Raw genomic sequence first — 15,620 nt, forward strand, 5'->3', positions numbered from 1 at the left:
AAACAATCCTACTCCAAAACCTTTACAAAATCTTCAAAAGCAACATAATAAGGTTGATTTTTAAACACAGGATTTTCAACACTTTCTGCATTGGCAATTCCTACACCGGCAAACCAAACTTTGGCATTTTGCTTTTTGGCATGTGCTATAAAAGTCTCCATCCAAAAAACATCATAGTCATTAGGATTTTGAAGATTGGCCGTTGCTTTTACCAAAACAAAAATGGTAGGTTCTCCTTTTTTAAACAACACATACTGCGGATGTCTTTTTAACTGACTATTAATTGCTTGAAACTCATAGCCCATTTTCTCTAACTTTTCGCCAACAATGTTCATTGCCAAATTATGCAACTCTTGTTCGGTTAAAATCTGCATTATTTCTTTTTATTATGTTTGTTATAATTTTTATCGCCTCTCGTTTTTGGCTTCTTATATTTCTTAGCAATTTCTCTTCTATAAGAACCTCCTAGGTTTACTTGACTGTTCTTTTCGCTCTTTTCATGAAAAGCAGGTCCTGGAACATATTCTAACGATGTTCTATTTTTAGAAATACCTTGATCTTCTCTAGGGCGCTCATCTTCTGTGAGCATTGTAGAAATTTCGACCTCTTCGGGCAGTTCTAAAACCGGAATTTGATACGCCATTAAAGCCTGAATACGTTCTTTTGACTCCTGCTCCTTTTCTGTTGAAAATAGAATTGTTTTTCCTTCTTTTTCAGCACGACCCGTTCTACCAATTCTGTGCATATAATTTTCCGGGAAATCTGGTGTATCAAAATTAATGACGTGACTTACATCATCAAAATCTAAACCACGTGCCATCACATCTGTAGCAACTAAAATTCTATTTTTACCCTCATCGAACTGTCTAATAGATCGAATTCTATAATTTTGTGTTTTGTTAGAATGAATAACGCAGCTTTCGCTGCCAAAAATTTCTTCTAAATGTTTAAAAAGCAAATCTGCAGTTCTTTTAAAACCTACAAAAATTAATACTTTTTGAAAATTTTCTTTGTCTTTTAAGAAATAATTCAACAAATTAACTTTCGTGAAAAAATTAGGAACGTTGTAAGAAATTTGTTCAATATTATCGAGCGGAGTTCCGCTAACCGCAACCGAAATTTTTTCAGGATTTTTAAAGAAATCATTAATTAACAAATCAACATCTTCAGTCATCGTTGCAGAAAACAACACATTTTGCCGCCTTTCAGGCAGTATATCAAAAATATTCATCAATTGAAATCGAAATCCTAAATCTAGCATCACATCCACCTCATCGATCACCAATTTCTGAATCGATTTTAGTTTTAACGCATTGCTCAATCCTAAATCATACAAACGTCCTGGTGTTGCTACAATAATATCTTGCCCTTGCAAAATAGCTTGCTTTTGTGTGTTGATGTTCGCGCCACCATACACACCTAAAACACGTACATTTATGTATTTTGCTAATTTTTCAACTTCTTCAACTACTTGCAAAACCAATTCACGGGTGGGAACTAACACTAAAATTCTTGGGTGTTTTTGTTTAGAAAACTTTAAATCACGCAAAATTGGCATCATATAAGCAAATGTTTTACCCGTTCCGGTTTGCGCAATTCCCACAACATCTTTACCAGATCTCACCACAGAAAATGCCTGTTCTTGAATGGGTGTTGGGTTCTGAAAACCCAAATCGTCAATACCATATTGAAGTTGATTTGATAAGTCTAAATCTTTGAAAGTCATTGTCTAAATTTTATGCAAAGGTACGTTTTATAAAAAAGTGTATCAATAATGATTTCAGTTTTAATATTGTTAATTTTGCTGATAAATTCAATATAAAAAAATGATTACAGATACCCATACACATTTATATTCTGATCAGTTTAACGAAGACCAAGCTGCCATGATGCAACGCGCAAAAGATGCCGGTGTTTCTCGTTTTTTTATTCCTGCTATAGACTCATCACACACAGATAGCATGATGCAATTAGAAAAAAACTTTCCAGAGGATGTGTTTTTAATGATGGGCCTGCACCCTACCTCCGTAAAAGATAATTATTTAGAAGAATTAGCACACGTAAAAGAATGGATTGATAAAAAAGACTTCTATGCAATTGGCGAAATCGGTATTGATTCGTATTGGGATAAAAGCTTTTTAACACAACAACAAGAAGCTTTTAAAACCCAAATACAATGGGCAAAAGAAAAAAAACTACCGATTGTAATTCATTGTAGAGATGCTTTTGACGAAATTTTTGAAGTTTTAGAAACCGAAAAAAGTGAAGATTTAAGAGGAATTTTTCATTGTTTTACAGGAACTTTAGATCAGGCACAACAAGCCATTTCTTACCATATGAAATTAGGCATCGGCGGTGTAGCTACCTTTAAAAATGGTAAAATTGATACATTTCTCCATAAAATAGACATGAAACATATTGTTTTGGAAACCGATTCGCCATACTTAGCACCTGCTCCTTTTAGAGGAAAAAGAAATGAAAGTGCCTACATTACGAAGGTTGTTGATAAATTAGCAACTATTTATGGTCTATCTTTTAAAGAAATAGCTTCCATTACAACACAAAACTCTAAAGATATTTTTGGAATATAATGGAAAAACCACAAACCACTTATTACAAAACACCCATAGGGATTGCTGAAATCACAGGAGATAAAAACGGAATTCAATCTATTTCTGTTTTAGATGACGGAACCATTTCAGAGGATGTATTAAGAGCAAAAACCCCAGAATGCCTGCAAGAATGTGTCGTGCAATTAGAAGAATATTTTAACGGAAAAAGAGCTAGTTTTAACCTAACGGTAAACCCAAAAGGGACTAAGTTTCAAATAAAAGTTTGGAAATCATTATTGAAAATTAACTACGGAAAAACAAAAAGTTACTTAGAACAAAGCAAAGCTTTAGGAGATGTAAAAGCCATTAGAGCCGTGGCAACAGCCAATGGTAAAAATCCTATTTGGATTGTTATTCCTTGTCATCGTGTTATTGGTTCTGACGGGTCTTTAACGGGTTATGCTGGCGGAATTTGGCGTAAAAAGTGGTTATTAGCGCATGAAAATCCTGTAAAACAACAATCTCTTTTCTAATTTGAGGGTTATTAAATCATAAAAAACATATTTTTACGTTAGTACTGTATCGTTTTATATGCTTCAAAAATATTTTCTTTTTGTTCTTTTTTTTGTTGGATTTTCTCTCCAAGCACAAAAAATATCTTCAGATTTTAGAAAGAAAATTATTGAAGTAAAAACAGATACCATTCAATTAGATTCTGTTCCGATCAATCCCCAAAGATTTAAAGTTTTAAACGCCCAGAAAAAGAGGATTTTAGCATCCGAATATCGTGTTAATTTCAGTGAAGCGCTTTTAATCATCAACTCAAAAAAATATCCAAAAATTACCGTAGAATATTTTAGAATTCCTGAATTTATTACAAAAGTATATCGTCCGTTTGATGAAAACTTAATTCTACAAAACACTCCGAACAACGGAACTTTATACAGTTTAACCACCAACAAAAAAACTTCTGAAATACAACTTTTTGATGGTTTACAAACTAGGGGTTTTATTAGCAGAGGCATTACTACTGGTAATAACCAAAATGCCGTAACCAACTCGGCTTTAGATTTAGAAATTTCGGGGAAACTATCAAAAGATGTAACCTTAAGGGCTAATATTTTTGACACCAATATTCCCATTCAAGATAATGGATATTCTCAAAATTTAACCGATTTTGATCGAATTTTTATTGAAATGTTTAGCGATGAATGGCGCGTTAAAGCAGGTGATATTTCTTTAAAAAACAACACCAGTTTCTTTTTACCTTTTACCAAACAAATTGCAGGGTTAGAAGTTGAAGCCAATCTTACCGAAAAGATAAAGGTAGCTGCTTCTGGAGCTGTAGTTCGGGGTAAATTTAACAACTTTAGGTTTATTGGTACCGAAGGAAACCAAGGACCTTATAAACTTTTTGGAGCCAACAATGAAGCGGCTATCTTAATTATTGAAGGTAGCGAGCAAGTTTTTGTGAATGGGGTGCTACTAAAACAGGGAGAAAATAATGATTATACCGTAAATTATAATTTAGCCGAACTGACGTTTACCACTACTTTTCCGATTACGAATGATATGAGAATTACAGTAGAATTCCAATATTCAGATCGGAATTATACGCGTTTTATTACCTATGAAAAAGCAACCTATGAAAGTGATAAGTTTCAGATTTCGGGCTATTTTTATGCTGAAAATGATGCCAAAAACCAACCTTTACAACAAAGTTTAACCGAGGAGCAAAAACAGATTTTAGCAAATGCGGGCAACAATACGGATGCTATGATTGCTGAAAGTGCTTTTATAGATGCTTTTAACGAAAATAAAGTTTTGTATCAGAAAATCAGTTCGGTCAATGAAACATATTTTGAATACTCTACCAATCCAAATGATGAATTATACAGTGTTAATTTTTCTAATGTGGGTCTTAATCAGGGTGCTTATATTCTAGAAAACACCATAGCTATCGGTAGTATTTTTAAATTCGTTGGAAATAATCAAGGGAATTATGATCCTATTATTCGTTTAGTAGCTCCGACAAAATCGCAGTTTTTTGTTATAAAATCAGGCTACCAGCCTACCCAAAAAACCAATGTAGAAACTGAAATTGCCTTGAGTAATAACGATGCCAATTTATTTTCTACGATTGATGATCATCAAAATAAAGCACTTGCTGCAAAAATAGGTTGGCAACAGGTTTTAATGGATAAAAGATGGCAATTATCAGCCAATATCAATCATGAATATGCCCACAAAAATTTTAGAAGTATTCAGCGTTGGGAATCTGTTGAATTTAATAGAGATTGGAATCTTTTAACGAATAATGCCACTAAAAATTATTTTCAGTCTAAACTGTTACTAAAAAACAAAAAGAACGATTTTATTTCGTATCGGTTTAACAACTTGAATTATACGGATACTTTTAACGGAATTAAACACGAGTTTCAATCGAGAATGAACTTCGAAAAAACAACTTTTTTTGCCGATGCAAGTTTCTTGGCAAATACCTCAACTTTAGAAGATAATTCGTTTTTGGTAGCAAAAGCAAAAGCTGAACACTCTTTGAATACCACTTGGTTTGGCGCATTGATGAACTTTGAAACCAATAGCAGAAAAAATATTGAAACGCAAGATTTCATCCATACAAGTCATCGTTTTAAAGAATATGAAGGATATCTTGGACTTGGAGATTCCGTTAAAGTATTTGCTAAAATTGGTTTTAATTATAGAGATAATGACAGTATAAAATCGAACCAATTTACAGAAATTAATCAAAGAAAAACTTTCTACATCAACAGCAAACTCATCAAAAATAAAAAGACCAATTTAAGTGTATATGCCAATTATAGAATAACCAAAAACAGTTTTACGGAGAATGAAAAAGCATTAAACTCAAGACTTGTTTTTAACCAGAAACTATTAAACAACTTTATCAATTTAAGTACTGTTTATGAAACCTCATCGGGCAATGTTGCGCGACAAGATTTTATTTATGTGCAAACCGAACCTGGTTTGGGCTTTTATACCTGGATTGATTACAATGCTGATGGCATTAAAGATTTTAATGAATTTGAAATTGCCTTATTTCAAGATCAAGCAAATTATTTACGGTTGCCAAAACCTAACGTACGTTTTATTGCTACACAGCGCGCAAAATGGAATCAAACCTTAACCATAAACCCTAGAAATTGGGCAACAAAAACAGGCTTTAAAAAAGTAATTTCTCACTTTTATAATCAGAGTTTTTTATCCGTAGAAAATGAACAAGAAAGAACTGAAAATTCATTTCAATTAAACCCGTTTGATTTTAATGAAAATTCTTTAGTACGCCTAAATTTAAACATTAGAAATAGTTTGTATTTCAACAAAGATTTACAAAAAAACAGCATGACTTTTACCTATGGAAACTCAAAACTAAAACAGCAATATTTTATTGGAAATCAAGAAAACAACATCATTTTACAGCGATTAGATTATGAACATAAATTTGCAGATTTTTGGTTGCTAAACTTTATGGGAAAAAATTCTTTAAACGTTCTTGAAACAGAAAACTTCACCGATAGAAACTTTAAAATACAGGCCTATGAAATAAATCCAAAAATTAATTTTTTATACAATGAAAATAATCGATTCTCTGCTTTTTATCACTTTAAAGACAAAAAAAATCAGCTTCAGAATTTAGAACAATTACAACAGCAGCAATTTGGAATTGAATATTTTTTTATAGGAAAAAAGAAAAATCAAGTTTCGGCAAACCTCAATATTTTTTTAAATGATTTTTCTGGAGATGCTAATTCGCCCGTAGCCTATCAAATGTTAGAAGGCTTGCAAGCTGGTAAAAATTATACATGGAGTTTATTATTTAACCGAAAATTAAACTCATTTTTAAACATAAATCTCAATTATTTAGGTAGAAAAAGTGAAAATTCTAAAGCCATTCATACGGGTAGTGTGCAGTTAAGAGCAACTTTTTAATTTGTTAAAGTTTAATGTTTGTAACAATTATTACAACTTTAGTTAAAAAAAAATCTTTCCTTTGTCTTATTATGTTAAAAACTTTTGCAATATTTTTATCAAGCTTAATTCTTTTACAGAGTTTAGATATTGGTTTAGAAGATATTTCTAAAATCAATGTATTGCTAGAGCATGCCCAATTTCATCAAGAAAAATACGGAGATTCTTTTATTGATTTTTTAACTGAGCATTACGGAAGTAGTGAACATGCATCAGATCAGCACAAAGAACACAAAAACTTACCTTTTAAGAAAGACGGTTTAACACATACCCATTTGCCTTCTGTTTTTACTTTAAACGCGCAAATTTTTGAATTGAAAAAAAGCGTTATCGTTCAAACTCAACAAAATTATTTTTATAAAGATTCTTTTTCCTTCTTTGAGAAACCCTCTGTTTTTCAACCGCCCAAGTACTCATAAATTTATTTTAGATTTTTGTATCCTATTTTTTTAAAATAGGAATTTATTTAATTATCAAAATTTTTATAAATTATGTTAGAAAACATTATAAAGTTCAGCTTAAAAAATAAGCTGCTTATTTTCCTCTTTACAACATTTATTGTTGGGTTTGGTATTTTTTCTTTAACCCAAATACCTATTGGTGCTGTGCCAGACATTACCAATAACCAAGTGCAAGTTATTACCACCTCTCGCAATCTGTCTACGCAAGATGTTGAGCAATTCATCACGTATCCTGTAGAGTTAGAAATGGCAAATTTACCAGGGGTAGATGAAATTAGATCGGTGTCCAAATTTGGTTTATCGGTAGTCACCATCGTTTTCGAAGACGCTATGGGCACCTACTTACCTAGACAATTAATTGCTGAAAAAATTAAGTCGGCATCAGAAAAAATTCCAGCTGGCTTTGGAACACCTACAATGGGACCGATTACCACAGGTTTGGGTGAAATTTATCAATATATTTTAGATGTAAAACCAGGGTATGAAGATCGATATTCTACCACCGATTTACGCACCATTCAAGATTGGATTGTAAAACGTCAACTTTCAGGTATTCCTGGGGTGGTTGAAGTAAATACTTGGGGTGGCTTTTTAAAACAATATGAAGTTGCCATCAACCCAAACAAACTAAATGCCATGCAAATTTCGGTGATAGAAATCTATGATGCTTTAGAAAAAAACAACAGTGTTGCAGGTGGTGGTTATATTGAAAAAGGGAATGAAACCTTTTTCATTCGGGGCGAAGGTTTGGTAAAAAACCTAGAAGATATCGGAAATATTGTCGTTAAAAATGAAGGCACACCTATTTACGTTAAAGACGTTGCCAAAATTGGTTTTGGGAGTGCTACCCGTTTTGGTGCCATTACAGGAAATGGACAAGGAGAAAAAGTTCTTGGTCAAATTATGATGTTGAAAGACGGAAACTCTAAAGCCATTATTGATGCCGTAAAAGAACGCGTTCTAGAAATAGAAAGTAGTTTGCCAGAAGGTGTCTATATAAACGGATTTTTAGAGCGTAGCGAACTGATCGGAAAAACAACTTTTACAGTTTCAGAAAATTTAATTTTAGGTTCTTTAATTGTGATTTTTGTGGTCGTATTATTACTGGGTAATTTGCGTTCTGGTTTGGTTGTAGCTTCTGTAATTCCGTTAAGTTTACTGTTTGCTATATCCTTAATGAACGTCTTTGGGGTCGATGCAAACTTAATGAGTTTGGGGGCCATAGATTTTGGAATTATCATTGATGGCGCTGTGATTATTGTTGAATTTATTGCCTTTAAAATTATCAGCGAAAGCGAAAAAATAAAATCTCTTGGCACTGAGGCAAAACAAGAAGAAATTGATGCAATTACCTTAAAAAGTGCTTCAAAAATGATGAATTCCGCCATTTTTGGACAATTAATCATTTTAATCGTTTTCATTCCGATTTTATCTTTAAGTGGTGTGGAGGGTAAAATGTTTAGACCAATGGCACTCACATTTAGTTTTGCCTTAATTGGTGCCATGTTACTATGTTTAACATACGTTCCTGTGGTATCATCGCTCTTTTTAAAACCTCAAAAACAAAGTGCAAAAAACGTTTCGGTTAGAATTATGAAGGTTTTAAACTCTTGGTATGGCCCTTCTATACATTGGGCATTAGGACATAAAAAAATCGTAATTAGTTTAGCCGGATTGCTGTTAGCGAGCAGTGTATTTTTATTTAGCACCATGGGAGGCGAATTTGTTCCTACGTTAGATGAAGGAGATTTTGTAATTCAACCTGTATTAAAAACAGGAACTTCATTAGGAAAAACGATAGAAATTACGACAAAAATTGAGCAAATATTACTCGAAAAATTTCCTGAAGTAGATCAAGTGGTTAGTAGAATTGGAGCAGCCGAAGTTCCTACAGACCCAATGTCTATGGAAGAAAGTGATGTTATCATCAAATTAAAACCAAAAGATGAATGGGTTTCTGCTAAAAGCAAAGACGAACTAGCAGATAAATTTAAAGAAGCGTTGTCTATTATTCCGGGTATGGAAGTAGAGTTTACACAACCTATAGAAATGCGTTTTAATGAATTGATTACTGGTGTAAGAGCAGACATTGCTATTAAAATTTTCGGAGATGATTTATCGATGCTCGCAAATAAAGCAAATGAAGTAAAAGAACTCATTAAAAATGTAGATGGTGCCTCTGATATCATTATAGAAAAAGTAGAAGGTTTACCACAAATGAGTGTTCATTATGACAGAGCTAAAATTGCCCGTTATGGATTAAATATTGCTGACATTAATCAGATGATTACCATGGGATTTGCAGGAGGAACTGTTGGTAATGTGTTTGAAGGTGAAAAACGTTTCGATTTAGTGATCCGTTTGGATAAAAAAAATAGAAAAAATCTAGAAAGCCTAGAACATTTGTATATCGATACTCCAAACGGAACTAAAGTTCCGCTTGATGAATTGGCAGAAATTAAATACACAACAGGTCCTGCAAAAATTTCTAGGGATGATACTCAGCGCAGAATTGTAATTGGTATTAATGTAAGAAACCGAGATTTACAATCGGTTGTAGATGACATTAGAACAATTATTGATGATCAATTGAAATTGCCAGTAGGTTACAAAATAACATACGGCGGACAATTTGAAAATCTACAAAGTGCCAAAGCACGTTTAATGGTTGCCGTTCCGATAGCTTTAACCTTAATTTTTCTATTATTATATTTTGCATTTGGTTCGGTTAAAGAAGCTTTATTAGTTTATTCTGCAATTCCGCTTTCTGCAGTAGGCGGAGTTTTATTGCTTTGGTTGCGAGACTTACCTTTTAGCATCTCTGCAGGCGTTGGTTTTATTGCGCTGTTTGGTATCGCTGTTTTAAATGGTATTGTACTTATTGAGCATTTTAAAGAACTTAAAGAAGATGGGGTAAATGACATTGAAGAACGCATCAAACGAGGAACATCAGAAAGATTACGTCCTGTGCTCTTAACGGCAGCCGCCGCCGCTTTAGGATTTATTCCAATGGCGCTCTCCACAAATGCAGGAGCAGAAGTACAACGACCATTAGCTACTGTGGTTGTTGGTGGTTTAGTTACTGCCACCATTTTAACGCTCATTGTATTACCTGTTTTATATGCCTGGTTTGAAGAAAAAAAAGAAATCAAAATGAATAAAACTGCACTCGTAACAATCATAGGTTTGTTTTTTATGGCACATACCCAAGCGCAATCAAAATTAACCTTAGAAGAAACGTTGGCTCTGGCCATCGAAAATAATGCAGGTTTAAAAGCTTCTAGTTTAAAGGTAGATGAAAGCAATGCCATGATTGGCAATGCCTTCAATTTTAATAAAACATCTATTTATTATAGCTATGATGAAAATAATCTAGCCACCAACAACCTCCCTATAAAGGTGTTTGGAATTGCCCAAGATTTTAAATTTCCAACCGTTTATTTGGCTGATAAAAAGATAAATAAAGCAAAACTAAATTTAGCGCAAACCAATTATAAGATGCAATTTCAGCAACTTCAAAAAACAGTTTATGCCAAATATTATCAATTGAGTTATACTAAAAACAAGGCAGCAACCTATCGTTTTTTAGACAGCTTATATAAAGATTTTGCTAAAAAAGCAACCCGTAGATTTGAGTTAGGGGAAACCAATTACCTAGAAATGATTACCGCCAGATCTAAACAAAAGCATTTAGAAACGTTATATAAACAAGCTTTACAAGAGGTTTCTATTTCTAAAGAGCAACTTAACGCGGTTGTACAACAAGATGGTTTAGAAATTATAGATCAACCGCTTCAAAAATTAGAAATTAAAGATATTTCGATGAATAATAATGTTGGTCTCCAATATTTTGAAGATGCTAAAAACTATCAGCATACATTATATACAAGAGAGAAGCAAAGTTTGTTGCCAGATATTAGTGTAGAATATTTTCAAGGAACCAATAGCCAATTGAATCGAAATATTATTGGGTATCAAGTAGGTTTAAAAATTCCGTTGCTATTTTCTGGGAATGCTTCGAAAATAAAGGCTTCGAAAATAGCTCAAAACATTGTCATAGAACAACAGCAAGATTACAGGGTACTATTAAATGCAAAACACAATGAACTTTTAGCAACTTTAAATCAATATAAAGAAGCGATCAATTACTATGATACGGAAGGAAAAAATCTAAAAAACGAAATTATTAAAACCGCAAATAGAACCTTTCAAGAAGGTGAAATCGATTTTTTTCAGTACATACAAAGTTTGGAGACTGCCAAAGATATTGAGTTATCTTATTTAGACAATTTAAATGCCTATAACCAAACTATTATCAACATTAATCACCTTATTTTAAATACTTTTTAAAGATGAAAAACATATATATCATTTTATTTTCTTTTGCTTTTTTAGCATGTGGAAATCAAGAAAAAAACACCGAAACCATCGAACTAAGTGCAGTAAATAGCAACCTTATAGAAATTACAAAACAACAATTTGAAAGCGAAAACATGCAATTAGGGGCATTGTCAGAGCAAAATTTTAACACTATTGTAAAAGCCAATGGAATGCTTGATGTTCCGCCAGAAAATAGCGCTAGCGTAAGTACTTTTGTAGGTGGTTATGTTACTAAAATTCCGCTTTTAATTGGTGATCAAGTTCAAAAAGGACAACTCGTAGCTAGTTTGCAAAATACCGAGTTTGTGACCATACAACAGCAATATTTAGAAATTACGGCGCAGCTTCAATTTCTAAAAAGTGAATATGAAAGACAAAAAACATTGTTTGCTGAAAAAATTACCTCACAAAAAAACTTCTTAAAAGCAGAAAGTACTTACAAAAGTAATTTGGCAACCTATAACGGTCTGCGCAAAAAATTACAAATGATGAACATCAATCCGAATGCTGTTGAAAAAGGAGAAATCACTACAACCATCAATTTATATGCGCCCATTAATGGTTATATCACCAGCGTAAATGTAAGTAATGGTACTTTTGTGTCTTCTGCGAGCGAATTGTTAGAAATTGTTAATACAGATCACATTCATCTAGAGTTGAATGTTTTTGAGAAGGATATTTTAAAGGTCAAAAAAGATCAAAAAATAGTATTTAGAGTTCCAGAATCTTCAGATAATAGTTACCTAGCCAAAGTTCATTTAGTAGGAACTTCTATTGATGAAAACAGAATGGTAAAAGTACATGGACATATAGAAAATGAAGAAATCCCTTTTATTACAGGCATGTATATTGAGGCAGACATCTTTACAGATTCTAGAAAAATAGTAGCAATACCAAAAAGTGCCATCAAAGAAAATGAAAATAATTATTTTGTTTTAGCTTTAAACCAAGAAAAAGATGACAAGTATATATTTGATAAAATAAAACTGGATATTGGTGTGCGAGACGAAAACTATTTGGAAGTTTTAAATAGCGAGGATATAAAAAATAAAAAAATTCTTACCAAAGGTATTTTTATGCTATTAAATGATTGATAATAAATTTTCGAAACCCAAAAATTTATTATGTTTGTTACTCTAAAATATACAGATGAAAAGATTTTCTTTATTACTATTGATTATTATGTTTTCTCTTTCAGTAAAAGCGCAAGAAAAATTGCCTCAAGACATCAATAAAAAACATGAATTAAAATTAAATGCTTTTAGTTTAATTGTTTTTTCTTCGTTAGATATTTCTTATGAACGTCTTTTAAATAAAGACTCATCCTTTGGTGTTGGTGTTTTTTATAATTTTAATAGTATCGATAATGATTTATATTATCCAAAAAAATTCTCAATAACACCTTATTACAGATGGTTTTTTACAGATAGCAGATTTGCTAGAGGTTTTTTTGTAGAAGGATTTGGCATGCTGAACACCTATGAAGATCAGGAGTACTTTTGGGGAAGTCCAAAACAAACTGAACAGGAAACAAGTTTTGCCTTAGGTATTTCGGTGGGTGGTAAATTTATTATAAAATCTGGTTTTACAGCCGAAGTTTATGCCGGTGTTGGAAGAAATTTATTTAATAATAATAGCGTTGATGATTCTATAGATTTGGGTAATGATATTATTACAAGAGGCGGAATTTCACTTGGATATCGGTTTTAAATCAGAAAACTAAAATTTAGCGCTTTCATGTAATACCAATAGTTACATGAAAGCGTTGTTGTAAAAAACAAAATATATGAAAAAGATTATTGTACTATTTACATTATTTCTAAGTACTTATACTTTTTCTCAAAAAGAAATAAAGTTAGATATTGTTGATGCCATAGCAATTAAAAGTTTAGAGTTGTCTTATGAAAATTACGTGACAGATGATTCTTCTGTAGGTATTTCTGCATTGTTTAATTTGGAAGCGCAAGATGTTGATTTTCGATACAATGAAAACATGATGATTACGCCATATTATCGTCATTATTTTTCTACAGATAAGCAATGGAATTTCTTTGGAGAAGGTTTTATAGGCATCAATTCTGGTAAAAAAGAAACAGTAAAAAATTCTGGAGAGTACGATGTTAAGTATACCGATGGCGCTTTAGGAATTGCTATAGGTACAAAATATTTAGCTACAAGTGGCTTAGTTATTGACGCTTATGCGGGCATTGGCCGTAATTTATTTGGTTCTGAATCGCCCGTAATAGTTCCTAGAATCGGTTTAAATATTGGCTGGAGACTTTAATAAAATTTACAATATAAAATAAAAAACCTAAAAGTTAATCCTTTAGGTTTTTTTATTAACTTTATTCATTCAAATTTTAAATTGTAGGATTATGAAAAAAAACATGGGTTCTATCGATAAGGTTGTAAGAATTCTTATCGCTGTTGTCATTGGCATTCTATTTTATACAAATGTAATAGTTGGTACTTTAGGCATTATTCTTTTAGTTGTAGCTGGCATATTTGTAGCAACAAGCTTTATAAGTTTCTGCCCTCTTTACGCACCATTCGGAATCAGTACTTGTGCTATTAAGGATAAAAAATAAACAAAAAGTCCTCATCAATTTGATGAGGATTTATTGTTTTAAAAAACCAAGTTGCTACATTTTCTGCAACCAAGTTTTTACAGCAACTTCTGCCTTGATAATATCTTTTAAATCTTCAATAGCAACACGTTTTTGCTCCATGGTATCTCTATGTCTTATGGTAACAGAATTGTCTGTTAAAGAATCATGATCTACCGTAATACAAAAAGGAGTTCCTGCCGCATCTTGTCTTCTATAACGTTTACCAACAGCATCTTTTTCATCGTAAAAAACATTAAAATCCCATTTTAAATCATCCATAATTTTACGCGCAACTTCTGGCAAACCGTCTTTTTTCACCAAAGGAAAAATAGCTGCTTTAAAAGGAGCTAAAACTGCGGGTAATTTTAAAACTGTTCTTGTGGTTCCGTTTTCTAATTCTTCTTCTTGTAAAGAATTAGAAAATACTGCCAAAAACATTCGATCTAAACCAATAGAAGTTTCTACCACATAAGGCACATAACTTTTATTTTCTTCATGATCAAAATATTGTAATTTTTTACCAGAATATGCTTCGTGTGCTTTTAAATCGAAATCGGTTCTAGAATGAATTCCTTCTAATTCCTTAAATCCGAATGGAAAATTAAATTCTATATCTGCTGCAGCATCTGCATAGTGTGCTAGTTTATCATGGTCATGAAAACGGTAATTTTCTGCCCCTAAACCTAAACTTAAATGCCATTTTAAGCGGTTTTCTTTCCATTGTTCATACCATTCTTTTTGCGTTCCTGGTTTTACAAAAAATTGCATTTCCATTTGCTCAAACTCGCGCATTCTAAAAATAAATTGTCTTGCCACAATTTCGTTTCTAAAAGCTTTTCCTGTTTGCGCAATTCCGAAAGGAATTTTCATTCTACCCGTTTTTTGCACATTCAAAAAGTTTACAAAAATTCCCTGTGCCGTTTCTGGGCGCAAATAAACTTGTGTAGAATTTTCTGCGGATGCACCAATTTGCGTTCCAAACATCAGGTTAAATTGTTTTACTTCTGTCCAATTTTTAGAACCAGAAACTGGGCAAACAATCCCTAAATCAATAATCAATTGTTTAAAACCTTCTAAGTCATTTTCTTCTTGAACTCTAGATAATTCCGCCGTAATTTCATCCATTTGTTTTTGACGACGCAACACATTTAGATTTGTTTTTACAAACTCATTTTCATCAAAAGACGCACCAAAACGTTTTTGTGCTTTCGCGATATCTTTCTTAACTTTATCTAGAATTTTTTCTCTAAAATCCTCTACCAACACATCTGCCCGGTATCTTTTTTTAGAATCTTTATTATCAATTAAAGGATCGTTAAATGCATCTACATGCCCAGAAGCTTTCCAGGTAGTTGGGTGCATTAAAATAGCGGCGTCGATACCTACAATGTTTTCGTGCATTTGCACCATTGCTTTCCACCAATAATCTCTAATATTTTTCTTGAGCTCAACTCCGTTTTGAGCATAGTCATACACAGCGCTTAAACCGTCATAAATTTCAGAGGATTGAAATACATAACCGTACTCTTTTGCGTGCGATAAAACTTTTTTAAATTGATCTTCTTGTTTTGCCATAATTACGGCAAATATAAAGGTTTGCTACATTTTTT

At 32.4% G+C, this 15,620-nt stretch carries 12 protein-coding genes; 9 read left to right on the plus strand and 3 right to left on the minus strand.

Annotated features, from left to right (window positions below):
* Positions 1-8: 8 nt before the first annotated feature.
* Positions 9-374, minus strand: a complete 366-nt coding sequence (locus K8354_RS13605; protein ID WP_223441037.1) for a DUF8840 domain-containing protein — start codon at positions 372-374, stop codon at positions 9-11.
* Positions 374-1,726 carry a DEAD/DEAH box helicase gene (locus K8354_RS13610; RefSeq protein WP_223441039.1) on the minus strand — a complete coding sequence of 451 codons (1,353 nt, stop codon included), beginning with the start codon at positions 1,724-1,726 and terminating at the stop codon, positions 374-376. The genes K8354_RS13605 and K8354_RS13610 overlap by 1 nt, the downstream gene beginning before the upstream one ends.
* 100 nt (positions 1,727-1,826) lie before the next feature.
* Here K8354_RS13610 and K8354_RS13615 point away from each other — a divergent pair, with 100 nt between their 5' ends.
* From K8354_RS13615 to K8354_RS13655, 9 genes are all read left to right on the plus strand, one after another.
* Complete coding sequence (locus K8354_RS13615) at positions 1,827-2,591, plus strand: TatD family hydrolase (RefSeq protein WP_223441041.1); 765 nt, start codon at positions 1,827-1,829, stop codon at positions 2,589-2,591.
* Complete coding sequence (locus tag K8354_RS13620) at positions 2,591-3,085, plus strand: methylated-DNA--[protein]-cysteine S-methyltransferase (protein WP_223441043.1); 495 nt, start codon at positions 2,591-2,593, stop codon at positions 3,083-3,085. The genes K8354_RS13615 and K8354_RS13620 overlap by 1 nt, the downstream gene beginning before the upstream one ends.
* A 58-nt stretch (positions 3,086-3,143) precedes the next feature.
* Complete coding sequence (locus K8354_RS13625; RefSeq protein WP_223441048.1) at positions 3,144-6,521, plus strand: DUF8818 domain-containing protein; 3,378 nt, start codon at positions 3,144-3,146, stop codon at positions 6,519-6,521.
* 71 nt (positions 6,522-6,592) lie between these two features.
* On the plus strand, positions 6,593-6,979 hold the full coding sequence (locus K8354_RS13630) for a hypothetical protein (RefSeq protein ID WP_223441050.1): 387 nt from the start codon (positions 6,593-6,595) through the stop codon (positions 6,977-6,979).
* 72 nt (positions 6,980-7,051) lie between these two features.
* Positions 7,052-11,371, plus strand: a complete 4,320-nt coding sequence (locus K8354_RS13635; protein WP_223441053.1) for a CusA/CzcA family heavy metal efflux RND transporter — start codon at positions 7,052-7,054, stop codon at positions 11,369-11,371.
* 2 nt (positions 11,372-11,373) lie between these two features.
* Complete coding sequence (locus tag K8354_RS13640; RefSeq protein WP_223441056.1) at positions 11,374-12,495, plus strand: efflux RND transporter periplasmic adaptor subunit; 1,122 nt, start codon at positions 11,374-11,376, stop codon at positions 12,493-12,495.
* Positions 12,496-12,550: 55 nt separating this feature from the next.
* On the plus strand, positions 12,551-13,111 hold the full coding sequence (locus tag K8354_RS13645; RefSeq protein ID WP_223441072.1) for a DUF3575 domain-containing protein: 561 nt from the start codon (positions 12,551-12,553) through the stop codon (positions 13,109-13,111).
* Between the two features lie 76 nt (positions 13,112-13,187).
* Positions 13,188-13,685 carry a DUF3575 domain-containing protein gene (locus K8354_RS13650; RefSeq protein WP_223441074.1) on the plus strand — a complete coding sequence of 166 codons (498 nt, stop codon included), beginning with the start codon at positions 13,188-13,190 and terminating at the stop codon, positions 13,683-13,685.
* A 91-nt stretch (positions 13,686-13,776) separates the two neighbouring features.
* Positions 13,777-13,989 (plus strand): YgaP family membrane protein, encoded by a 213-nt coding sequence (locus tag K8354_RS13655; protein ID WP_223441076.1) that lies wholly within the window; start codon positions 13,777-13,779, stop codon positions 13,987-13,989.
* A gap of 54 nt (positions 13,990-14,043) precedes the next feature.
* On the opposite strand, the gene K8354_RS13660 is transcribed toward K8354_RS13655, so the two are convergent.
* Complete coding sequence (locus K8354_RS13660; protein WP_223441084.1) at positions 14,044-15,585, minus strand: glycine--tRNA ligase; 1,542 nt, start codon at positions 15,583-15,585, stop codon at positions 14,044-14,046.
* Between the last annotated feature and the right edge of the window lie 35 nt (positions 15,586-15,620).

It is taken from the genome of Polaribacter litorisediminis (genome assembly GCF_019968605.1).
Taxonomy (GTDB): Bacteria; Bacteroidota; Bacteroidia; order Flavobacteriales; family Flavobacteriaceae; genus Polaribacter; species Polaribacter litorisediminis.

Excerpts from the sequence above, each read along its gene's own strand:
- K8354_RS13620 (WP_223441043.1), top strand. The coding sequence starts at position 2,591 with ATGGAAAAACCACAAACCACTTATTACAAAACACCCATAGGGATTGCT.
- K8354_RS13640 (WP_223441056.1), top strand. The coding sequence starts at position 11,374 with ATGAAAAACATATATATCATTTTATTTTCTTTTGCTTTTTTAGCATGT.
- K8354_RS13650 (WP_223441074.1), top strand. The coding sequence starts at position 13,188 with ATGAAAAAGATTATTGTACTATTTACATTATTTCTAAGTACTTATACT.
- K8354_RS13660 (WP_223441084.1), bottom strand. The coding sequence starts at position 15,585 with ATGGCAAAACAAGAAGATCAATTTAAAAAAGTTTTATCGCACGCAAAA.
- K8354_RS13655 (WP_223441076.1), top strand. The coding sequence starts at position 13,777 with ATGAAAAAAAACATGGGTTCTATCGATAAGGTTGTAAGAATTCTTATC.
- K8354_RS13645 (WP_223441072.1), top strand. The coding sequence starts at position 12,551 with ATGAAAAGATTTTCTTTATTACTATTGATTATTATGTTTTCTCTTTCA.
- K8354_RS13605 (WP_223441037.1), bottom strand. The coding sequence starts at position 374 with ATGCAGATTTTAACCGAACAAGAGTTGCATAATTTGGCAATGAACATT.
- K8354_RS13625 (WP_223441048.1), top strand. The coding sequence starts at position 3,144 with ATGCTTCAAAAATATTTTCTTTTTGTTCTTTTTTTTGTTGGATTTTCT.
- K8354_RS13610 (WP_223441039.1), bottom strand. The coding sequence starts at position 1,726 with ATGACTTTCAAAGATTTAGACTTATCAAATCAACTTCAATATGGTATT.
- K8354_RS13635 (WP_223441053.1), top strand. The coding sequence starts at position 7,052 with ATGTTAGAAAACATTATAAAGTTCAGCTTAAAAAATAAGCTGCTTATT.
- K8354_RS13630 (WP_223441050.1), top strand. The coding sequence starts at position 6,593 with ATGTTAAAAACTTTTGCAATATTTTTATCAAGCTTAATTCTTTTACAG.
- K8354_RS13615 (WP_223441041.1), top strand. The coding sequence starts at position 1,827 with ATGATTACAGATACCCATACACATTTATATTCTGATCAGTTTAACGAA.